This window comes from Paenibacillus chitinolyticus NBRC 15660, from assembly GCF_000739915.1.
GTDB classification, from domain to species: Bacteria; Bacillota; Bacilli; order Paenibacillales; family NBRC-103111; genus Paenibacillus_F; species Paenibacillus_F chitinolyticus.
The window spans coordinates 1-20,601 of the sequence record NZ_BBJT01000011.1 but is presented as its reverse complement, the minus strand read 5'-3'; the positions used below and the strand labels follow the sequence as shown (position 1 = coordinate 20,601).

Here is a 20,601-nt window from a genome sequence, read left to right as displayed (position 1 = left end):
TTTGGATGAAAAATAAACAAGGGCGGTGACCGGGGATGGCATGTAAGAGAGCGCAATTCTTATGAACCAAACACCGGCCGGTGTTGAAAAATATCCGCTTTTTCTAGTGTATGTTTGACGGTTTGGACGATATTTCTTCCAGCCTGAGTGATTATGAAGAGAACGGACGTAGTACATATTGACAGAATAAAACGGATTTAGGGATGGGACATACGGGGGGCACTATATGGAAAAATCGGAGGAGTGGCTGGTACGCGGGATGTCCGAACAGAATCCTGCCGCACTGGAATCGCTTATGGATTTATACGCTTCGAATATATACGGTCTGGTGCATCGTATCCTTCAAGGGGCGGTATCGCGCGAGGATATCGAGGAATGTGTCAGCGATGTTTTTGCCGCGGCCTGGAACAGGACCGCAGAATATGAGCCGAGGCGGGGGAGTTATAAAACGTGGCTGCTTATTCTCGCTAAATACAAAGCGCTGGATTACCGCCGGCGGTTGAGACCGGAAACCCGGTCGGGTAAAATGCTCGTGGAGACGGAACTCATGGCCGAAACGGATACCGAACAGATCGTTCTTGACCGGGAAACGCAGGAGGAATTTTTAGCTTTGATCGACAGGTTGGAAGACAAAGACCGGATTATTTTTTACCGGCGATATTACTATTACGAGTCCGTGGAGGAGATTGCGGCTGCTGTGGGGTTGACGGCCAAGGCGGTTGAAAATCGGTTGTACCGGGCCAGGAAAAAGCTCAAAGAGCAGATGGAAACAGTTCGGACGGAGGGGATCTCATGAAAAAACGCGAAGAGCAGGAATGGTTCGGGCTTCTGGATGAAATAACGGCCGACTTGGCGGAAAATCACATCCCTGACTTGGATACGGCGGAATTCCCATTGGAGAAAGACCCCGACAGGCTGGCAGCAATTAAGCAGCGGACTTTTGAGAAAATAGCGGGGATATCCCCCGGCGCAAAGATAAAGACCGCGATTTGCCCTTCAACCGGCGGAGAGCTTGCGCCAACTGCTCCTCGGGTCGGGCGAACGGGGACAAACCGACCGAAGCTCCTGCGCAGATATGCTCTCCTGGCCGCGTTAGCGGCTTTGCTGCTTACCGGCGGGGTGCTTGCGGGCGCTCAGCCGGAAGTGGCCGCCCAAATGCGGCGTGTGCTTCAATACCTGCCCGGTTTTGCCGGAGTGGCCGATTCGGAGAAAACGGAGCAGCGGGTGGAGTACGTGCAGCCTCTGCCGACTACTCACAAAATCGGAAAAGGGCAGCTTGAAATCAGAGGATTGTCCATCGGGGAGAAAAACTCGACAGTTACGCTGGTCGGTACCGGTTTGCCCCGGGCCTCGGAGGTGACCCTGCGGAACGGCCTGGGAGAGAAGTACGTTTTCCGCCGGGCTACGCTGACGGGGGCGGAAGGAGGATGGACCGGGTTTTACAGCTACGAAGGCCGGATCGAGGTTGCCGGCAATACGACCCTGATTGCGGAGGGGCAGGAACTCCCCTTGAAGCTTGTCGCTCCCCGGGAAGTGGAGCAAGTAGCGGATCTCGGTCCTACGGCTGAGCATAGCGGGATCCGGTTGACCGCGGTGAGCGCAGCGGCGGATGAAGGGAAGATGAAACTGACGATTCTTCCTCAACTGCCGGGTGAAGTGAAAATCAATTCGTACGGGTTTAATTCTTTTTATAAGGAGGTTCCGTCCGCTAAGCTCTTTAACCCCGGCACGGGTGAAGAAATTCCCTACACGCAGGACGAGACGTTCCCTAATTCGAGTGAAATTTACTGGGAGCGAGGCAAGGAGGCAGTGGGGGGAGCCAAGCTGGTCATCCCCGCGCTTGATCTGACGAGAAGCTATGACCAGCCGGCTGTAATCCGTCTCCTTGTTCCCGAGAAGGGCAGTGTGGAAGTTAACCGGACGTTCGATCTGTTCGGTTTTCCGGTCAGTGTGGGCCGGGTGGAGAGAATTCTCAAGGGAGCGAAAATTGACGGAGAAGGCGAAGCCGGGGAAGACAGTATCCGCATCTGGTTCGAACTTCATGGCGACGAGCAGGCGGCCGAGACCTTGTACGAATTTCCCCCAAGTCTGTTAAATGGCGGCGCGGTCTGGCACCGTAATGAGCAAACCGACAAGCTGGAATGGATGCTTCTGTCGGTTCAGCCCGGTCAGAAGGAGTACGAGTTGAAGGTGTCATCCCTTCATACGCGGGTAAAAGGCCCGTGGGAATTTTCGGTGGATCAACCTTAGTCGAGGCCGTCACTGCAGCCTGGTGAAGGAGTATGAAACGTTGGTTGAGAAATGACCGCTTATAAAGCAGTTGCGGACACGACCTAAAAAAACCGGTATTCCCAGAGGGGAATACCGGTTTGTCTTATGCTTATACTTCTGAAGACCACTCGCGCAGCTTGCGGTCTGACGGAAGAAAGAGCGTCAAGATGCCGAGAATCGGCAGAAGGCTGGACAGCTTCATGATGAGGCTGATCCCGTGCGCGTCGATCAGGTTGCCTAGAACGAGCGCTCCTATTCCGCCCATGCCGAACGCGAAGCCCGTAATTAGGCCGGATACCATGCCGACTTTCCCCGGAATCAGCGTCTGCGCATACACGACGGTGACGGAGAAGCTGGAGAACACGATGAATCCGGTCAGCACGAGCAGCACGGTTGCCCATCCCAGATTGACGTAGGGGATGAGAGCGGCCAGCGGAGCCGCGCCGCACATAGAGACGAAGATGACGGTTCTCTGTCCGAACCGGTCGGCGAGAGGCCCGCCGAAGAACGTTCCGAGCGCGCCTGCGGCCAGGAACAGGAAAATATAGATTTGCGCCTGGTCGATGGTCGTGCCGACGACATCGCGCAAATAGAAGGCGTAATAGCTCGTCATGGCCGCCGCGTACCACGAGCGGATAAAGACCAGGAACACCAGCACGACGATCGCGCCGGCGATCTTATTGCGCTTGGCGGGATCCATCGCGCGCTGCACGGTCTTCTTCGCCGTCACGGCCCCGGCTTCGATCACACCCTTGTACCAGCGGGCGATAAAAGTTTGCACGAGCATGGCGGCGCCCGCCACGAGGGTGAACCAGATCGAGCCGAACTGGCCCAGCGGAATGAAGATCCATTTCGTCAGCAGCGGAGCCAGCGATTGACCCGCGTTGCCGCCGACCTGGAAGATCGACTGGGCCAGTCCCTTGCGGGAGCCTGCGGCCAGGTGGGCGACCTTGGAGCCCTGCGGATGGAAAGCCGCCGATCCCAGGCCCACCAGCGATACGGCCAGCAGCACGAACGCGTACGAAGGCGCGAACGCGAGCAGGAGCATGCCGAGGAAGGTGGAGGCCATGCCGAGCGGCAGCATGTAGGGCTTAGGCTTCCGGTCGGTATACATGCCGATGACCGGCTGCATGATGGAAGCAGTCAGATTGAAATAGAACGAGATCCATCCGATCTGGGCGTACGAAAGCGTCATGCTGTCTTTTAAAATCGGATAGATAGCCGGGATAACCGATTGAATCGAATCATTAAACAGATGCACGAGACTGATGGCAAGGAGAACCTTATAAACCGTCGGTTTCGACGTAGGGATTCCTGCCGAGGGTCGTGCGGTGCCGGCATTGACTGTCGCCTGCGACGCCATAGGGCACGCACTCCTTTCGTGAAGCTAGTGTGTAGATTGCTTAAGCGTACCGATCCGTTCGCCCATGCGGACTTTGCTGCCCACTTGGAGATCGGAGCGCGGTGTCAGGATGCCGTTCTCAGTGACGAGCACAACGGTCGATCCGAATTCGAAATAAGCGAGGTCGTCGCCCGCCTGCAGGTGAGACGGAAGGCCTGCCACATACTGAATGGAGCTGACGTTGAGCGCGCCGACTTTGACGACGGCAATCTCCCCGGCTTCATGCTCCATCACGGTGATGAGACGCTCGTTGCGGCTGAGCACGCGTGTCATGTGGCGCAGGCCGAATTCGTTCACGGGATAAACCTTGCCCGGAACATGTTCTTTCTCCAATATCTCGCCGGTAACCGGAGAGTGGATACGGTGATAGTCCGTCGGGCTTAAATAAAGCACCATAAAAAAGCCCTTCTCGTAATTGATCGTACGCGGGGAGCGGTTGAGCAGTTCCTCAACGGTGTAATCCTGCCCCTTGACGCTGAGCATGCGGCCCGCCTCTACGGGACCGTAGCCGGTAATAACGGCGTCCACCGGGCTGACAAGCGCGGCCGGGTCCGTATCGACCGGACGGAGTCCGGGCTTCAGGCGGCGGGTGAAGAACTCGTTGAGTGTGGCGTATTCCCCGATTGCCTTCTCCGCATCTTCTACCGGGATGCCGTAAGACTTGGCGAACCACGGAATAAGGGAGCGGCTGAGCGGAGATTTGGAAAACGAACCGGTCATCCGGGAAATCCATTTGCGGGATGAGAGTTCCGTCATAAGTCGAAACAATGGTTTCATGCGTAGTTCAATGCTCCTATCTGTACGTTGACTATAGTCTTCGTTTTATCTTGCCATAGAATGAACGTTTTGACAATTGCCGCGACCCGGCGTTTTCGGGCGCTCAACAGCTGAAAACGCGGCTTTTCGCCGGGACCGTGCCATTATCCTCGGGCAGACAGGTATGATTTGGATCAAGGCTGCGCAAGCTGGTTAAAAAAGGAGGAAGACCTATGTCCGGTTTAGTGTGGGGAACGGTGGTTGTCGTTCCGTGGCTGCTCGTTTGGCTTCAAAATAAAGTGTCCGGGGCCAAATTTGTTCTAGATGCCGCGGCTTACGCGGCACTTGTGCTTTTTTCCGGTATTGCGGGGATAACCGTGGGGGAGATTCTCGTAAACAACACGGTTTTTATGACAAACGTGCATAAGGTGTTCCTGAACCCGGTTTTTCTGGTCAGCGGAGGGTGGCTCGGTCTGTACGCCCTGCAGCGCCTTATAGTAGAAGGAATTTTTTCCGGGAGAATAAAGAAGCGATGAGCTGAAATTTTGATCCGAAAATAACTGGTACAAAATGTAGATTTTATATATAATGAGGTTAGGTTTAATGAAAGCGCTTACCGACATAAAGGAAACAAATTAGGAGGAGGAAGCTAATGAAAAAGCGAGTCAAGGAGCTCAATTACACGGAGATTGCGCAGTCCAGCCAGTTCCAAGCTTTGTTGAAACACAAAAGACAATTCATTTTACCGCTTTCCCTGTTTTTCTTTGCCTTTTATTTTACGCTCCCAATTCTCACCTCTTACACCACCGTGCTTAACACCCCGGCATTCGGTTCCGTTTCCTGGGCGTGGGTATTCGCCTTCGCGCAGTTTATCATGACCTGGGTGCTGTGCATTCTTTACTCGCGCCGGGCCGCTAAATTCGATGTACTGGTGCAGCAAATCCGGCAGCAAATGAAAGGCTGATCTCATTTCTCATACACGGGAGGGAAGTCAAGTGAATTTGACGGCATTCTGGTTATTTCTGGGCATCGTGGCGATCACGCTTCTGATTACCTATTTTGCGGCCAAAAAGACCAACTCCACCGATGAGTTCTATACAGCGGGCGGGGGTCTGACGGGCTGGCAGAACGGGCTGGCTATCGCCGGGGATTATATGTCCGCCGCTTCCTTCCTCGGAATCGCGGGCACAATCGCGCTGGCCGGTTTTGACGGGTTCTTTTACAGCATCGGGTTTCTGGTCGCGTATCTGGTCGTTCTCTACCTCGTAGCGGAGCCCCTCCGCAATCTCGGGAAATATACGGTGGCGGATATGATTGCGGCACGTTTCAACGAAAAGAGAATCCGCGGTGTGGCGGCCTTGAATACGATTACGATCTCTACCTTCTATATGATCGCACAGCTCGTGGGCGCGGGGGCGCTCATCAAGCTGCTGTTGGGACTCGATTTCACGACGTCCGTGCTGATTGTGGGCCTGCTGATGACCGTTTACGTCGTATTCGGCGGGATGACGGCCACATCGTGGGTGCAGATCGTCAAAGCGGTGCTGCTGATGGGCGGCACGTTTATTCTTTCGCTTGTCGTGTTCTCGAAATTCAATTTCAGCGTGACGGAAATGTTCGATCAGCTCAAAGCGGCCACTCCGCTCAAAGAAAAGTTCTTGGACCCCGGCAACAAGTATAAAATCCCGCTCGACACGCTCTCGCTTAACTTGGCGCTCGTGCTGGGAACGGCCGGGCTGCCGCACATTCTGATCCGCTTCTTCACGGTGAAGGACGCGCCGACCGCGCGCAGCTCCGTCGTGTACGCGACCTGGATCATCGGCATCTTCTACGTGCTGACGCTGTTCCTGGGCTTCGGCGCGGCCGCGTTCGTCGGATACGACAATATCGTCGCGGAAGACAAGGGCGGCAACATGGCGGCGCCTCTCCTGGCCAAAGCGCTCGGCGGCGACTTCTTCTTCGCCTTTATCGCGGCCGTCGCGTTCGCGACGATTCTGGCCGTGGTCACCGGTCTCGTCCTCTCAGCGGCTTCCGCGTTCGCGCATGACTTCTACAGCCATATCGTGCGCAAGGGAAAAGCTACGGAGTCCGAGCAGATGAAGGTAGCCCGCTGGGCGTCCGTCGGCGTCTCCATCCTGTCGATCATCTTGTCGCTGGCCGCATCCAAGCTGAACGTCGCGTTCCTCGTGTCCGTCGCCTTCGCTATCGCGGCCAGTTCCAATCTGCCGGTCATTCTGTTCACTGTCTTCTGGCGGCGTTTTAACACGGCGGGCGCGGTAACGGGCATGCTTGTCGGCCTGATCTCTTCCCTCGTGCTTGTGGCCCTGAGCCCGAGCGTATGGAGTCCGGAAGCGGGCAAAGCCATCTTCGTGGGTACGCCGCTGTTCCCGCTGACGAACCCGGGTATCATCTCCATTCCCCTCGGATTCCTGGGTGCAATCCTCGGTACGGTCCTATCGAAGAAAAAATCGTCCGACGCCAAATTCGACGAGATTGTCGTTAAAGCCAACGTCGGCAACATCAACATGTAAGCGGGCGACGGAACACCTGACACAACAAAGAACCTCCCGGTCCTGTACGGACGGGGAGGTTCTTTATCTATGCGCATCGCCGCGCTTAATCGTCGAAACGGCATTCTTCGAGGCGGAGGACTTTCGTTTTCTTCTTCACTTTGTAAGCGATCCAGACGATCAGGAACAGCGGAATCCCGATATAGGAAGCGATCAGACCGGCCCAGTCGACGCCGCTTTCCGTGATGGCGGAGTAGTTCTGGCCGAGGATCACGACGATACAGACGGTCAGGGCGAAGATGGGGCCGAACGGGAACCATTTCGCCAGGTACGGCAGATCGCGCAGGTCACGGCCTTGCGCCTTATAGGCGCGCCGGAAGCGGTAGTGGCTGACGGCGATGCCGAGCCAGGCGATGAACCCGCACATGCCGGAGGCGTTGAGCAGCCAGATGTACACGACCCCGTCGCCGAACATGGAGGCGAGGAAAGCGAACATACCCACGGCTGCCGTCGCGATCAGAGCGACCACCGGCACGCCGCGCTTGTCGAGCCTCCCGAGGAAGCGCGGCGCTTTGCCTTCGCGGGCAAGCGTCCAGATCATGCGCGTGGACGCGTACATGCCGGAGTTGCCTGCGGACAGAACGGACGTCAGGATGACGGCGTTCATGACGGAGGCGGCGAACGCCAGACCGGCTTTCTCGAACACGAGGGTGAACGGGCTGATCGCGATATTTTCGACGTCGCCGCTGATCAGGTTGTCGCTCGTGTAAGGAATGAGCAAGCCGATGATGAAGATGGCGAGAATATAGAACAACAGGATGCGCCAGAAAATGGTACGGATCGCTTTGGGCACGTTCTCGCGCGGGTTCTCGCTTTCACCGGCTGCCACGCCGACAAGCTCTGTCCCCTGGAAAGAGAAGCCCGCGGCCATGAATACGCCGAGCACGGCCATAAATCCGCCGCTGACGGGGGCGTCACCCAGCGTAAAGTTGCTGAACCCGACGGACTCGCCGCCGATAATGCCGAAAATCATTAGAATCCCGACGATGATGAATACGATGACGGTCACGATTTTGATCAGGGCAAACCAGTATTCGGACTCCCCGTATCCGCGGACGGACAAGTAGTTCAGGGAGAACATCAGCACCAGGAACAGCAGGCTCCATAGAATGGAGGGACTGTCGGGCAGCCAGAATTTCATAATGAGCGTGGCCGCGGAAAGTTCGGCGGCAATCGTAATGGCCCAGTTGAACCAGTAGTTCCAGCCGAGTGCGAATCCCAGCGCCGGATCGACGAACCGGGAAGCGTAAGTGGAGAAGGAGCCGGATACCGGCATATAGGCCGACAGTTCCCCGAGGCTGGTCATGAGAAAGTAAACCATGATGCCGATGGCCGCGTAAGCGATTAAAGCGCCGCCGGGACCTGCGGAATGAATCGCTCCGCCGCTGGCGAGGAAGAGTCCGGTTCCGATGGAACCGCCAAGCGAGATCATGGTCAAATGTCTGGCTTTAAGGCCGCGCTTAAGTTCCGTAGTTTCGGAACCGGAGTTCGGTTGTTTCATAAGGAACACCTCTGTGAATAAATTTGTTTCTTGCCGCTTCGCTAACCGCCGGTTAATAAGAGAAAAACACAAAGAGCCCCGAAAAGGAGTTTTCGCGGCTGCTGCTTCTATCTCGCCTTTCCATGAAGATAGCGCAACACTGTTGCTTGGAAGGGCAGCAGTGACAGTTCCGCCCCTGTTCGGGAACGGACCCAATCCGGGCGCAAGAGAAACGGCCCGAATTTCGGCGGCTGCTCCTTTCTCCCGGCTTCGCTGACGTCTCTCTCGTCTCCCCCGGAATACTCCTAGCACCCGCAACCTCTACCTCATCGAAAATGGATGAGGAACTTGCTATTAAGTTTTTGTAAAATGGTACATCGTTCAGTATAGATAAAAAGAGGAACAGTGGCAATAGGAGAAACTGGAAACGGATACAAATAAATTTCCAATTGATTTTACAAGGGAAAAACATGCCGTTAATACTGGCGAAACAGGGCGGGGATACGATAAAGGGGACTGAAGAAAGAAGGGTGACTATGAATAAGGGAATCGGCAATCTGGGACCGAGACGCATCATCGCGGCCGTCCGGCATTCAGAGGATTTGAAACTGGCGTGCGCAAGCGACCTGCCGGTTGTTTTTTTGCTGGTCGGTGATTTGTTCACCGTTCAGGATTATGTGAAGCAGGTGATCGACAGCGGCAAAAAGGTGTTTTTGCACGTTGATTTTATAGCCGGGCTCGGAAGCGATCCCATCATTATTAAATATTTGGCCGAGAAGGTCAGGCCGACCGGTATTATTTCCACGAAAACGCATCTGATCAAGCACGCGAAAAAGAACGGCCTGGCAGCCGTTCAGCGCTTGTTCCTCATCGATTCGGCGGCTCTGGAGAACGGGATCGCCAACGTCCAGCAGAGCGGGCCGGATGCCGTGGAGATTATGCCGGGGCTGATTCCGCGCGTTATTACGGAAGTCAGCGAAAGGCTGAGCGTGCCGGTCATAGCGGGAGGGTTGATCCACCACCATGAAGAGATTGAAACGGCTTTACAGGCGGGGGCTGCGGCGGTTTCCATGGGCAGCCGGGCTCTGTGGGTGAAGGAAGCGAAGCGGCCGCGTGCGGATGAGGCGGTTGTCCGGTAAATCCGCAGAAGGTCCTGCAAGCCTTGCGGGCGGCAATTGCTATCTTTACAAATCTTTAAAATCGCGTTCATACAGCGCTAACACTTCGCGGATAAAGTAGAAGCATAGAGAGAACCAATTGAATCGGCAAGGGTTGAGATGAGGAGAAAACCCTTTATGCAATATTCGCCGCAGGGCATGGCACGGCGGAAGTTCCGTTAACTAACGGGCTCCGGTTGTGCGGTTGTTTCCTGTTCCGGGCGCGTATTGGATGAAGGGTTTTTTGGGTTGTCTTCTTCCCGGTCGGTGAGGTGTTCAAGGAGGAAAAACGTTTGCGGGGCCTGACAGAATGGAACGAAGCAGAAGCTTATTTTTTTGATCTCGACGGGACGATCTTCCTCGGAGGACGCCTTCTTCCCGGAGCGGCGGAGCTAATCCGCTCGCTGGAGGAAGCCGGCAAGACGGTCGGCTTCCTGACCAACACGACGACGCAGACGGCCGCGGACTGCGGCCGCCGCCTGCGGGGGCTGGGCCTTGCCGTCCGCGACGAACAGGTCGTGACGGCCGCTGCCGCTGCCGCCGCCTACCTGGCGGAACAAGCCCCGCAGGCCCGGGTGCTCGCCGTCGGCGAGGAAGCGCTGATCGCGGAGCTGGACGCGCAGCGTATCCGCGTCGTGCGGACGCCGCTGGAGGCGACGCACGTGGTCGTCGGCATGGACCGGCGCTTCGACTATGCGAAGCTTCATGCCGCGTCCAGGGCGCTGCGGTCCGGGGCGGAGCTCATCGCCTGCAACCCGGACACGTTCTGTCCGGTGGAAGGCGACGAGCTGCCCGACACCGGGGCCATGACGGCCGCGATTGAAGCGGCCTCGGGCGTCCGCGCATCGGTCGTCGCGGGCAAGCCGTCGCTGCACTACGCGCAGGTTGCTCTCCGCAGGTCCGGCAAGACCGCAGACCGGTGCGTCATGGTCGGCGACCGTCTGGAGACGGACATCCGGCTGGGTCTTGCCAGCGGCATGCGCACCGCGCTCGTGCTGACGGGCGCGGCGACTTTGGAGGAGGTGAGAGCGGGAACGGTCATGCCGGACTGGATCGTACCGACACTGGAGGCGTTCACGAAACTTTCCGACGAAGAAATATTTAACATCCCCATTACATAACGTTAACGCAGCGGTGGAAATGGAGTGTTACATTGGGGACAAGCACGGCGAACTGCAAAAACCGAAATCATTTTATTTGGGGGAGACTATCCAATGCGGACAATCGCGAAAATGAGTGTGTTGACATTGCTTACGGCAAGTTTGATGGCGGGCTGCGCCAAGCCTCAAACGGAAACGAGCGCAAGCACCCCGGGGGCGGGAACGGAAAAAGCGAAAGAGAAAACCGAGCTGACGTTCTATTACCCGATCGCCGTTGGCGGTCCTCTGACGGCAACAATCGAAGCGATGGCGGCCGATTTTACGAAAGAAAATCCGGACATCACCGTAAAGCCGGTGTACACCGGAAGCTATGCGGACACGACCGTGAAGACCCAGGCGGGTGTTCAAGGCAAAACGCCTCCGGACGTGGCGGTTAACCTGTCGACGGAGCTTTACAGCCTGCTGGATATGAATGCGATCATTCCGCTGGACGAATTTATCGCCAAAGAAGACAAGAACTGGCTGTCGGATTTCTACCCGGCTTTCCTGGCCAACTCTCAGACGGGCGGCAAAATGTACAGCATTCCGTTCCAGCGCAGCACGATCGTCCTTTACTACAACAAGGACATGTTCAAAGAAGCGGGTCTTGATCCCAACAAGCCGCCGACAACATGGGAAGAGATGGCCGAATACGGCAAGAAGCTGAAAAAAGAAGGCCGCTGGGGGCTTGAAATTCCGGTATCCGGTTTCGCTTACTGGATGATGCAGACGTTCTCCCTGCAAAACGGCAAGAACCTGATGAGCGAAGACGGCAAGAAAGTCTTTTTCGATACAAAAGAAAACGCCGAAGGGCTTCAATTCTGGTCCGACATGGCCCGCAAGGACAAAATTATGCCGGAAGGCGTAACGGAGTGGGCAACGGTGCCGTCCGACTTTATCGCCGGTAAAACCGCGATGATGTACCACACGACAGGCAACCTGACGAATGTGAAGAAAAACGCGAAGTTCGATTTCGGCGTGACGTTCCTGCCGCAGAAGAAATCGTACGGCAGCCCGACGGGCGGCGGCAACTTCTACATTTTCAAAGACATCGACAAGAAAAAGCAGGAAGCGGCCTGGAAATTCGTCAAGTTTATGACGGAGCCCGAGCGTGCGGCTAAATGGAGCATCGAGACCGGCTACGTGGGCGTGCGCAAGTCCGCTTATGAAACCGACGTGATGAAAAAGTACGTAGCGGAGTTCCCGCCGGCGCTTGTCGCCCGCGATCAGCTCCAGCATGCGGCAGCCGAGCTGTCCACGCACAATAACGGCAAAGTGTCCAAGGCGCTGAGCGATCAGCTTCAGGCGGTGCTTACCGGTACGGCGGAACCGGCGGCTGCGCTGAAAAAAGCTCAGGAAGAAGCGGACAAGGCGCTGGCGCCGTTCAACAAGTAAGCGGGCCGGATCGGAAATGCGGTCGGCAGGGTCTCCTTGGCTCTGCCGATTCTTTATTCAACCGGCCGGAAACCGCAGGGAGGGAAGACAATGACCGGGAAAGTCGCGGTTTGGAAAGAAAACGGGTTTGCATGGCTGCTTCTGCTGCCGTCGCTGGTGTTTCTTATTCTTTTTACGTTTTATCCGATGCTCAAGACACTGATCTTAAGCTTCTATCAGGCTGATCTGGCTACGCCTCAGCCGATTTTCACGGGTCTCGACAATTACAAGAACATGGCGGAGGATGCCGTCTTCTGGAAAGTACTCCGCAACAACGTCTGGTTTGCGCTGGGTACGGTGCCGACGGCCATTGCGCTCGCGCTGGTCATGGCGGCGTTCGCCAATAAAGCGCTCCGGGCGAAAGGTTTCGTCCGTACGGCTTTCTTTTACCCGAACATGATTCCGATGATCGCCATCGCCAACGTGTGGCTGTTCATTTATACGCCGCAGTACGGGCTGCTCAGCAGAGGGATGGGCTGGCTGGGGCAATCCCAGGCGGCCAACATTCTGGGAAGCCAGGACACGGTCATGTGGGCGATGATTGCGATGATCGTCTGGAAAGAAGCGGGATATCTGATGATTTTTTATCTCGCCGGCCTGCAGAATATTCCGAAGGACTTGTACGAATCCGCCGAAATGGACGGGGTCGGACGCTGGACCGTTTTTCGTAAAATTACGTTTCCGCTGCTTATGCCGACGACGCTGTTTGTCATGATCGTGGCTTTGACGAATTCGTTCAAGCTGGTCGATCACCTGTTCATCATGACGAAGGGCGGACCCGACAACGCGAGCAACCTTCTTCTTTTCTATATTTACGATACGGCTTTCAGCTTCTGGGATCAGGGGCTGGCCTCGGCTTTAACCATGGTGATGATCGTTCTGCTGATGGCGCTTGCGGCGCTCCAGTATTTCGGACTGGACAAGAACATTCACTACCGTTAATTTTGCGCTAAAAAAGGAGGGTGGAACTCATGACTTCCACAACCGCCGGGACAGCGGCACCCGAAGCTTCGCGCCGGGGCGGGACGGAGAGACCCGCATCCGCCAGACGCAGGCTGCTCGCACGCGGACCGCTGACCCTCGATTTCTGGCTGAATGCGCTGATGTTTCTCGTCGCGCTCGTCTGGATCGTACCACTGGTCTGGATGCTGTGGACCGCATTCCGGCCCAAAGATTCCGTGATCAATCCCACACTGTCGTGGGATTTTACGCTGGAGCATTTCCAGCATGTCTGGTCGGCCGCTCCGTTCGGGCTGTACTACGGCAACACGCTGCTCATTACCGGGGGCATTCTGGTCGTTCAGCTGCTCACCGTTACGATGGCGGCCTTCGCGTTCGCCCGGCTGAATTTCAAGGGCAAAGAGTTTGTCTTCATGCTGTTTCTCGTGCAGATCATGATTCCGGCCGACGTGCTCGTTTTCCCGAACTATAACGTGCTCAAGGAGCTGAGCCTGCTCGACACGAAGCTCGGGATCATGCTTCCGTATTTCGCTTCGGCTTTCGGTATTTTTCTGCTGAGGCAGATGTTCAAGACGATTCCTCCCGAGCTGGATGAAGCCGCCGTGATGGAGGGCTGCACGAAGTGGCAGATTCTGTGGCGCATCTATGTGCCCCTTGCCCGGCCGTCTTACGTGGCCTTTGCCCTCGTATCGGTCAGCTATCACTGGAACAACTTCCTCTGGCCGCTTATCGTAACGAACTCGGTAGAAAATCGTCCTTTGACGGTCGGGCTGGCTATTTTCGCCCAATCGTTCGAGACCGGAGCCCAGTGGGCCGAGGTGAGCGCGGCGACGCTGATCGTGATTGCGCCGCTTCTGGCGGGCTTCCTGCTGTTCCAGCGCCAGTTTATGAACAGCTTTATGCAGTCGGGCATCAAATAAGATAACATGCGTACAGCGCCGGATTGTGGTGAACACGACCGTACCGCCGGAATGCCTCGCGAATAAAACAGGACCGCCTATTAATGGGCGGTCCTGTTTTTTAATTTTGTTTTTTGCCCACCGCGATCCAGCGTCCGTCGATATCTTCGAAGACCAGCTCGCGGTTGTCGTAGTCCGTTACGGACAGGGGGCGGACGATTTTGACGCCCAACCGGACGAGCTCGGCTTCGATTTCCTCCTGGGAGTCCGTGATCAAGTACGCGTCGTATCCGTAGCCGTGAACGACCCGGTTCGGCACGACCTCGTCCAGCTTGGACTTCGTCAGCACGATTTCGACGGCGTCTTTGTAGAGGCAGACGTGAGGCTCTGAGGCTTCGAGATAATAGACGGCCCTGAAGCCCAGGCGCTCGTAAAAAACCGCCGTTTCGCCCGGACGGGGGACCGGAAAAATTTGCAGACAGGAAGTGAATCCCTTCGTCATTGTTTATCTTCCTTTCCTATTAAAATGGATTCGTTAACGTCAGCTTAGCATAAGGGAAGGCGCCGCTTCCTGTACAAAATAAATAGAACTTATTTTTATCGCATTTAATGCGGTCTTAAAAAGGAAGCGCCGCCGGGCATCCGGCCTCGGATTTCAGGCAAGACCCGACAGTGGTTGTTTTTCTATTGACATTTTACCCAACCAAGGCGAGTCCGCCCGTCATATTATATAGAAGGAGCGTTTTTCAGAGGTTAGAAGATCCGGATGCAGTACCTAAGGAGGTCATAAGATGGCATATTCCATAGATATCAATACCTCGACGTTTGTCCTGACGTTATCTGATGACGGTAAAACAGTGAATACTTATCCGGTCGGTGTAGGGAAGGTGGGAACGAGTACTCCGGCAGGGACGTTCACCATCGTCAACAAGGAGCCGAATCCCGGCGGACCCTTCGGGGTTCTCTGGATGGGATTATCGAAGAAGCATTACGGCATCCATGGAACCAACGATCCTTCTTCCATAGGCAAGCGTTCGTCCCACGGCTGCATAAGAATGCAAAACAAGGATGTGCTGGCGCTGTCCCGCGTCGTTCCGATAGGTACTGTCGTGAGGATTCACCCATAAGAGAGGAAGGTGAATGATGAACATCTCATCCATCGCTATTGTGTCGCCGGGATCGTTCGCCGTTCCTTCCGGTACCAGCAGTTCGGTCGAGCATGTGGTGGAGCGGCTGGCGGATCGGCTCAGTGAGGCGGCGGCGCAAGTCACCGTATTGGGCAGAAGAACGAGACGCAGACCGGCAAGAGAACAGATCGGAGGGGTCACTTATGTGCGGCCGAGCTACAAGAGCGGCCTTCCGTATATCGAGGCCGTTTACCGGGAGCTGAAACCGATGAACCCCGATCTTATTCAGGTGGAGAATCGTCCCCGGTTCGTCCGTTATTTACGGAAGCGGATGAACCGGGCGACCATTTGCCTCGGGCTGCATTCGATCACGTTCATCTCGAAGCCTCACATCGGGCGCAAAGAGGTCGCCGAATGCCTCCGCTGCGCCGACCTTATTTTCGTCAACAGCGATTATTTGCGCCAGGAGGTTATCCGGCGCGCGCCTTCTGTCGCAAATAAGGTTGTGGTGAATCCGCTGGGAGCGGACCCGTCCATTTTCGCTCCCCGGATGTTTCACGAGGAAGCCCGGCAGGAAATGCTGGCGTCCCTGGGGCTGTCGGGACGCAAAGTGATTGTCTTCGCCGGACGGCTTAGGCCGATGAAGGGCGTCGAGCAGCTTCTGCACGCGATGCCCGCCGTGTTTGCCGCTCACCCGGATGCGGTGCTGCTCGTCATCGGCGGGGCGGGCTACGGCAGCACGAAACAGACCGCATACGTCAGGAAGCTGAAAAGGCTGGCGGCCCGGTATCCGGGCCACATCCGCTTCATTCCTTACGTGTCGCACGATTCGATCCCGGCCTGGTTCCGTCTCGCCGATGTCGTCGCCGTTCCTTCGCTGCGGATCGAAGCGTTCGGCCTCGTCAACGTGGAGGCCATGTCCTCGGGAGTTCCGGTCGTCGCCACACGTGTCGGGGGGATTCCCGAGATTGTTCTCCACGAAGCAACGGGGCTGCTGGTGCCCCTTCAATCGGTGGAAGCGGAGCTGGCGCAGGCCATCTCCCGGCTTCTGGCCGACGACGAGCTGAGGCGGCAGATGGGCCAGCGCTCCCTGGAGCGGGTGGCGGAGCTGTACACGTGGGAGAAGATGGCGCAGAGACAGCGGACTTTTTACGATCTGCTGCCCTGAAAAAAATATGTGATCGGGGCCGGAGCGTATCCGCGCCCTTTTTTTCATAAATAGGCATAAACACCGGAGCGGAACGCTGCATAGAATACAGGAGGGAGAAGAACCGGAAAGGGAGATGGGAATGAAAAAAAAGAAAAACCCGGCGTCCGGCCCACAGCGTCCGGCCCCCAGTAAATACAATGCGAGCATGAATGAGTTGCGTTGGCTGGATGAGGAGCCGAAGAAGAAGAAAGAGCGTGCCGATGCCGCCGTATCCAAAGCGGAAGCCGAAGCGGTCCGTAAAGCCGAGCGGCCGAAGCCTCAGGGCCTCCTTAGGGCGAAAGCCGAAGGGGCTGCCGGCGGAGGAAAACAGACGGAATCGAATGTAAAAGGCTTTGCGAAGGCGTCCGCATCCCCCGCTCGAGAAAAAAGCGAGATCAAGTCGGTTGCCGCCGAGTCTCAGCGGGACGAAGATCTCTATGCCGGCGAAGAAATGCCGGAGGATTTCGAAGAATCATTGTTAGTGTACGATACGGTCGAAGAACGCTCGATAAGTGAAGAGGACGACGATGAGGTAGTCGTGGCTTCCGATGTTCCGAAAGCTATAGAAGTTCCGGCAGTCCCGGAAGCTCCGAGAGCTCCGAGAGCTCCAAAGGCTCCGGAAGTACCGAAAACATCGGAAATACCAAATGTTTCAGAAAAACAAAAAGCTCAGGAAGTTCCGGAGGATTACGGTAATTCAAACCGTCAAGCCCAGCCGGACACCGTCAAAACCGGCAGAAATGGTTCGCCGCTGCTGCTTTTGTCGGAGCGCAAAGAAGAACGCGGCAGCGAGGGCGTCGTATATACCGATGATATCGTGGAAGCCGCCGTTACGGGGGAGAAAATAGCCAGCCGCGCCATCGACGAGTCGAAAATGAAACCGAACAGTATCGGCACACGCTCCCTTCAGGACTTTTCGGTTGAGCGCTCGAAACTGGCCGACGGCAGTGTAACCAGCGAGAAACTCGCTACCGGTGCCGTGCTCCGCGAGCATCTGGCTTATGGCATCGTGAACGGCGATCATATCCAGATCCGCTCGATCACCAGTGATAAGATTGCGGATAAAAGCATCACGGTCGAGAAGCTTGCCGACGGGACGATTGATGCGGCCAAGTTAGCTCCTTATTCGATCCAGTCCCATCATTTGGCCGAAGCCAGCATAACCCCTGAACTGCTTGAAGATCAGGCCGTGACTTCGGATAAAATCAAAAGCGGTGCCGTCCAGTCCCGTCATCTGGGCAACTATGTCATTAATTCGGCGAAGCTTGCCGAAGATGCGATCACTACCGAGAAACTCAGGCATGAAGCGGTAACCGGGGAAAAAATAGCGCCGGGCAGCATTTCGGCTTCCCATTTGATGCCGGGAACGATATCGGGCGACAAACTTTCCTCCGGCGCGGTGAATGCCGTCCACTTGGCGAAAGGTTCGGTGGGGGACCAACATATCGGAGCCGGAGTGATCGGGAGCGAGCATTTGAAACCGGGTTCCGTGACACGGGAAACTCTGACCCCCGGCGCCGTCGATTCCGCCCAACTGGCGGATGAAGCGGTAGGCTTCCGAGAGCTTGCGAGAAAATCGGTTCGTCCCGAACATTTGGCGGACGGTTCCGTTCTCTCGGTTCATATCGCGGAGGGAGAAATCCGTTCTACCCATATCGGCTCGGCTCAAATTACAGAGGAGCTGATTGAGAACGGAGCTATAAAATCACTGAAAATCGGCCGGAGAGCTGTCGAAAGCCGTCATATCGACGAAAATGCAGTTTTGACTTCTAACTTGGCGAATCAGTCCGTCACCACATCCAAACTTGCGACGGAATCGGTTTCGACGGATAAACTGACGGATTATGCGGTCAGTACAGCCAAACTGAACGACAGCAGCGTAACGAGCAAAAAGCTGGCCCGCGGAGCCGTAGAAAGCGAGCATATGCAGCCGTTCAGCGTACAGTCCGTTCATATTGCGAACAACGCGATTACGGCGGCTAAAATATCCGAGCAGAGCGTTAACGGAAGCCACTTGAAGGAAGGAGCGGTTAGCGGTATTCATCTCGGCTCAAACGCTGTGGAAGGACGTCATTTGGCGGCGGGTTCTGTTAAACAGCAGCATTTGGCGAAAGGCGTGGTGACGAGCGAGACGCTGGCGAGCGGAGCCGTGACCGGCGATGCATTGTCGGAGGGGGCTGTGACCAAGGAAACGCTGGCGGAAGGCGCCGTGACGAGCGAAGCATTGGCGAGCGGAGCCGTGACGAGCAAGGCGCTGGCGAGCGGAGCCGTGACGAGTGAAGCGCTGGCGAACGGGGCGGTAACGAGAGAAACGCTGGCGGCAGGTTCGGTGACGAGCGAAAAGTTAGCGTCAGACTCGGTGACGAGTAAAGCGCTGGCGTACGGAGCGGTGACGAGCGAAGCGCTGGCGCCAGGCTCGGTGACGAGCGAAGCGATAGCGGCAGGTTCGGTGACGAGGGAAGCGTTGACGGCAGGCGCGATAACGAGAGAGGCGCTGGCGGAAGGCGCCGTGACGAGGGGTGTTTTGGCGAGCGGCGCCGTGACGAGGGATGCGCTGGCGAATGGGTCAGTGACGAGCGAAGCGATAGCGGAAGACGCCGTAACGAGCGTAGCGCTGGCAAGCGGCGCCGTGACGAGTAGAGCGCTGGCATATGGCGCCGTAACGAGTGGAGCGCTAGGGGAAGGAGCTGTAACGAGTGAAGCGCTGGCGTACGGAGCGGTGACCAGCGAAGCGCTGGCGGCGGGCGCGGTGACGAGCGATGAGCTGGCGTACGGAGCGGTAACGAGCGAAGCGCTGGCGGAAGGCGCAGTGACCAGCGAAGCGCTGGCGGCGGGTGCGGTGACAAGCGATGAGCTGGCGTACGGAGCGGTAACGAGCGAAGCGCTGGCGGAAGGCGCGGTGACCAGTGAAGCGCTGGCGGCAGGCGCTGTGACGAGTGAGGCGCTGGCAGAAGGTGCGGTGACAAGCGAAGCCTTGGCGTACGGAGCGGTGACAAGCGAAGCGCTGGCGTACGGAGCGGTGACGAGTAAAGCGCTGGCGGAAGGTGCGGTGACAAGCGAAGCGCTGGCGGCAGGCGCTGTGACAAGCGAAGCGCTGGCGTACGGAGCGGTGACGAGTAAAGCGCTGGCGTACGGATCGGTGACCAGCGAAGCGCTGGCGGCGCGCGCGGTGACGAGTGAGGAGCTGGCGAACGGAGCGGTAACGAGCGAAGCGCTGGCGGACGGATCGGTGACAAATGAAGCGCTGGCGTACGGATCGGTGACGAGTGAAACGCTGGCGGCAGGCGCGGTGACAAGCAAAGCGCTGGCGGACGGATCGGTGACCAGCGAAGCGCTGGCGGACGGAGCGGTGACGAGCGAAGCATTGGCGAGTGGAGCCGTGACGAGTGAAGCGCTCGCGTATGGAGCGGTGACGAGTAAAGCGCTGGCGTACGGATCGGTGACGAGTAAAGGACTGGCGAGCGGATCGGTGACGAGTAAAGCGCTGGCGAGCGGAGCGGTGACGAGCGAAGCTCTGGCGAGCGGATCGGTGACGAGCGAGGCGCTGGCGGATGGAGCCGTAACGAGCGAGGCGCTGGCGGATGGAGCGGTGACGAGCGAGGCACTGGCGGCACGCGTGGTGACGAGCGAAGCGCTGGCGGATGGAGCCGTAACGAGCGAGGCACTGGCGGCAGGCGCAGTGACGAGCGAAGCGCTGGCGTACGGAGCGGTAACGAGCGAAGCGCTGTCGGATGGAGCCGTAACGAGCGAAGCGCTGTCGGCAGGGTCGGTGACGAGCGAAGCGCTGGCGAACGGGTCGGTGACGAATGAAGCGCTAGCGGTCGGAGCGGTGACGAGCGAAACACTGGCGGCAGGCGCGGTGACGAGCGGAGCGCTGGCAAACGGGGCGGTGACGAGCGAAGCGTTAGCGGATGGAGCCGTGACGAGCGAAGCACTGGCGGCAGGTGCCGTGACGAGTGGAGTACTGGCGAGTGGAGCCGTGACAAGTGAGGCACTGGCGAACGGATCGGTGACAAGCGAAGCACTGGCGGCAGGCGCCGTGACGAGCGAGACGCTGGCCAGCGGATCGGTGACAAGCGAAGCGCTGGCGAATGGGTCGGTGACCAGTGAAGCGCTGGCGGCAGGCGCGGTGACGAGCGAGGCGCTGACGAGCGGAGCGGTGACGAGCGAAGCGCTGGCGATCGGGTCGGTAACGAGTGAGGCGCTGGCCGAAGGAT

The 20,601-nt window shown here is 57.1% G+C and carries 16 protein-coding genes, 1 pseudogene and 1 riboswitch; of the genes and pseudogenes, 13 read left to right on the top strand and 4 right to left on the bottom strand.

Annotation, left to right across the window (positions count from 1 at the left end; translation table 11 throughout):
• Positions 1 to 226: 226 nt before the first annotated feature.
• Both PCH01S_RS22525 and PCH01S_RS22520 read left to right on the top strand, forming a co-directional pair.
• Complete coding sequence (locus PCH01S_RS22525) at positions 227 to 796, top strand: sigma-70 family RNA polymerase sigma factor (RefSeq protein ID WP_042233345.1); 570 nt, start codon at positions 227 to 229, stop codon at positions 794 to 796.
• On the top strand, positions 793 to 2,250 hold the full coding sequence (locus PCH01S_RS22520) for a hypothetical protein (protein ID WP_042233343.1): 1,458 nt from the start codon (positions 793 to 795) through the stop codon (positions 2,248 to 2,250). Before PCH01S_RS22525 ends, PCH01S_RS22520 begins: the two co-directional genes overlap by 4 nt.
• Positions 2,251 to 2,380: 130 nt before the next feature.
• Here the strand turns inward: PCH01S_RS22520 and PCH01S_RS22515 are convergent, their stop codons facing one another.
• Positions 2,381 to 3,634, bottom strand: coding sequence for an MFS transporter (locus PCH01S_RS22515; RefSeq protein ID WP_042233341.1), 1,254 nt, complete (start codon positions 3,632 to 3,634; stop codon positions 2,381 to 2,383).
• Positions 3,635 to 3,658: 24 nt separating this feature from the next.
• Positions 3,659 to 4,450, bottom strand: a complete 792-nt coding sequence (gene asd, locus PCH01S_RS22510) for an archaetidylserine decarboxylase (protein WP_042233339.1) — start codon at positions 4,448 to 4,450, stop codon at positions 3,659 to 3,661.
• A gap of 212 nt (positions 4,451 to 4,662) precedes the next feature.
• Here asd and PCH01S_RS22505 point away from each other — a divergent pair, with 212 nt between their 5' ends.
• From PCH01S_RS22505 to PCH01S_RS22495, 3 genes are all read left to right on the top strand, one after another.
• Entirely contained in the window at positions 4,663 to 4,965 is a 303-nt protein-coding gene (locus PCH01S_RS22505; RefSeq protein ID WP_042233337.1) for a hypothetical protein, read from the top strand.
• Between the two features lie 116 nt (positions 4,966 to 5,081).
• A complete protein-coding gene (locus PCH01S_RS22500) occupies positions 5,082 to 5,393 on the top strand; it encodes a DUF485 domain-containing protein (protein ID WP_042233335.1) in 312 nt (103 codons plus the stop codon).
• A gap of 31 nt (positions 5,394 to 5,424) precedes the next feature.
• Positions 5,425 to 6,960: a solute symporter family protein gene (locus tag PCH01S_RS22495; RefSeq protein WP_042233333.1), complete on the top strand. Its 1,536-nt coding sequence runs from the start codon at positions 5,425 to 5,427 to the stop codon at positions 6,958 to 6,960.
• Between the two features lie 85 nt (positions 6,961 to 7,045).
• Here the strand turns inward: PCH01S_RS22495 and PCH01S_RS22490 are convergent, their stop codons facing one another.
• Entirely contained in the window at positions 7,046 to 8,500 is a 1,455-nt protein-coding gene (locus tag PCH01S_RS22490; RefSeq protein ID WP_042233331.1) for an amino acid permease, read from the bottom strand.
• A gap of 121 nt (positions 8,501 to 8,621) precedes the next feature.
• A riboswitch (Lysine riboswitch) is annotated at positions 8,622 to 8,811 on the bottom strand.
• Positions 8,812 to 9,015: 204 nt separating this feature from the next.
• On the opposite strand from PCH01S_RS22490, the gene PCH01S_RS22485 reads away from it, so the two are divergent.
• The 5 genes from PCH01S_RS22485 (at position 9,016) to PCH01S_RS22465 (ending at position 14,089) form a co-directional block, all read left to right on the top strand.
• The gene (locus PCH01S_RS22485) at positions 9,016 to 9,618 is read left to right on the top strand and encodes a glycerol-3-phosphate responsive antiterminator (RefSeq protein WP_042233328.1); all 603 of its coding nucleotides are present in this window, start codon (positions 9,016 to 9,018) and stop codon (positions 9,616 to 9,618) included.
• A gap of 311 nt (positions 9,619 to 9,929) precedes the next feature.
• Complete coding sequence (locus PCH01S_RS22480; protein ID WP_042233326.1) at positions 9,930 to 10,757, top strand: HAD-IIA family hydrolase; 828 nt, start codon at positions 9,930 to 9,932, stop codon at positions 10,755 to 10,757.
• Between the two features lie 93 nt (positions 10,758 to 10,850).
• Entirely contained in the window at positions 10,851 to 12,170 is a 1,320-nt protein-coding gene (locus PCH01S_RS22475) for an ABC transporter substrate-binding protein (protein ID WP_042233323.1), read from the top strand.
• A 90-nt stretch (positions 12,171 to 12,260) separates the two neighbouring features.
• Positions 12,261 to 13,151 (top strand): carbohydrate ABC transporter permease, encoded by an 891-nt coding sequence (locus tag PCH01S_RS22470; RefSeq protein ID WP_042233321.1) that lies wholly within the window; start codon positions 12,261 to 12,263, stop codon positions 13,149 to 13,151.
• Between the two features lie 29 nt (positions 13,152 to 13,180).
• Positions 13,181 to 14,089, top strand: coding sequence for a carbohydrate ABC transporter permease (locus PCH01S_RS22465; protein ID WP_042233319.1), 909 nt, complete (start codon positions 13,181 to 13,183; stop codon positions 14,087 to 14,089).
• A 100-nt stretch (positions 14,090 to 14,189) separates the two neighbouring features.
• On the opposite strand, the gene PCH01S_RS22460 is transcribed toward PCH01S_RS22465, so the two are convergent.
• Positions 14,190 to 14,570 (bottom strand): VOC family protein, encoded by a 381-nt coding sequence (locus tag PCH01S_RS22460; RefSeq protein WP_042233316.1) that lies wholly within the window; start codon positions 14,568 to 14,570, stop codon positions 14,190 to 14,192.
• 289 nt (positions 14,571 to 14,859) lie between these two features.
• Between PCH01S_RS22460 and PCH01S_RS22455 the strand changes: the two genes are divergently transcribed.
• The 3 genes and pseudogenes from PCH01S_RS22455 to PCH01S_RS29395 all read left to right on the top strand — a co-directional run.
• Positions 14,860 to 15,195 (top strand): L,D-transpeptidase, encoded by a 336-nt coding sequence (locus PCH01S_RS22455; RefSeq protein ID WP_042233314.1) that lies wholly within the window; start codon positions 14,860 to 14,862, stop codon positions 15,193 to 15,195.
• A 13-nt stretch (positions 15,196 to 15,208) separates the two neighbouring features.
• On the top strand, positions 15,209 to 16,363 hold the full coding sequence (locus PCH01S_RS22450) for a glycosyltransferase family 4 protein (protein ID WP_042233311.1): 1,155 nt from the start codon (positions 15,209 to 15,211) through the stop codon (positions 16,361 to 16,363).
• Between the two features lie 121 nt (positions 16,364 to 16,484).
• Positions 16,485 to 20,601, top strand: a pseudogene (locus PCH01S_RS29395) (hypothetical protein); the annotation flags it as partial.

Excerpts from the sequence above, each read along its gene's own strand:
- PCH01S_RS22505 (WP_042233337.1), top strand. The coding sequence starts at position 4,663 with ATGTCCGGTTTAGTGTGGGGAACGGTGGTTGTCGTTCCGTGGCTGCTC.
- PCH01S_RS22520 (WP_042233343.1), top strand. The coding sequence starts at position 793 with ATGAAAAAACGCGAAGAGCAGGAATGGTTCGGGCTTCTGGATGAAATA.
- PCH01S_RS22465 (WP_042233319.1), top strand. The coding sequence starts at position 13,181 with ATGACTTCCACAACCGCCGGGACAGCGGCACCCGAAGCTTCGCGCCGG.
- PCH01S_RS22475 (WP_042233323.1), top strand. The coding sequence starts at position 10,851 with ATGCGGACAATCGCGAAAATGAGTGTGTTGACATTGCTTACGGCAAGT.
- PCH01S_RS22515 (WP_042233341.1), bottom strand. The coding sequence starts at position 3,634 with ATGGCGTCGCAGGCGACAGTCAATGCCGGCACCGCACGACCCTCGGCA.
- PCH01S_RS22485 (WP_042233328.1), top strand. The coding sequence starts at position 9,016 with ATGAATAAGGGAATCGGCAATCTGGGACCGAGACGCATCATCGCGGCC.
- PCH01S_RS22460 (WP_042233316.1), bottom strand. The coding sequence starts at position 14,570 with ATGACGAAGGGATTCACTTCCTGTCTGCAAATTTTTCCGGTCCCCCGT.
- asd (WP_042233339.1), bottom strand. The coding sequence starts at position 4,450 with ATGAAACCATTGTTTCGACTTATGACGGAACTCTCATCCCGCAAATGG.
- PCH01S_RS22455 (WP_042233314.1), top strand. The coding sequence starts at position 14,860 with ATGGCATATTCCATAGATATCAATACCTCGACGTTTGTCCTGACGTTA.
- PCH01S_RS22470 (WP_042233321.1), top strand. The coding sequence starts at position 12,261 with ATGACCGGGAAAGTCGCGGTTTGGAAAGAAAACGGGTTTGCATGGCTG.
- PCH01S_RS22525 (WP_042233345.1), top strand. The coding sequence starts at position 227 with ATGGAAAAATCGGAGGAGTGGCTGGTACGCGGGATGTCCGAACAGAAT.
- PCH01S_RS22500 (WP_042233335.1), top strand. The coding sequence starts at position 5,082 with ATGAAAAAGCGAGTCAAGGAGCTCAATTACACGGAGATTGCGCAGTCC.
- PCH01S_RS22450 (WP_042233311.1), top strand. The coding sequence starts at position 15,209 with ATGATGAACATCTCATCCATCGCTATTGTGTCGCCGGGATCGTTCGCC.
- PCH01S_RS22490 (WP_042233331.1), bottom strand. The coding sequence starts at position 8,500 with ATGAAACAACCGAACTCCGGTTCCGAAACTACGGAACTTAAGCGCGGC.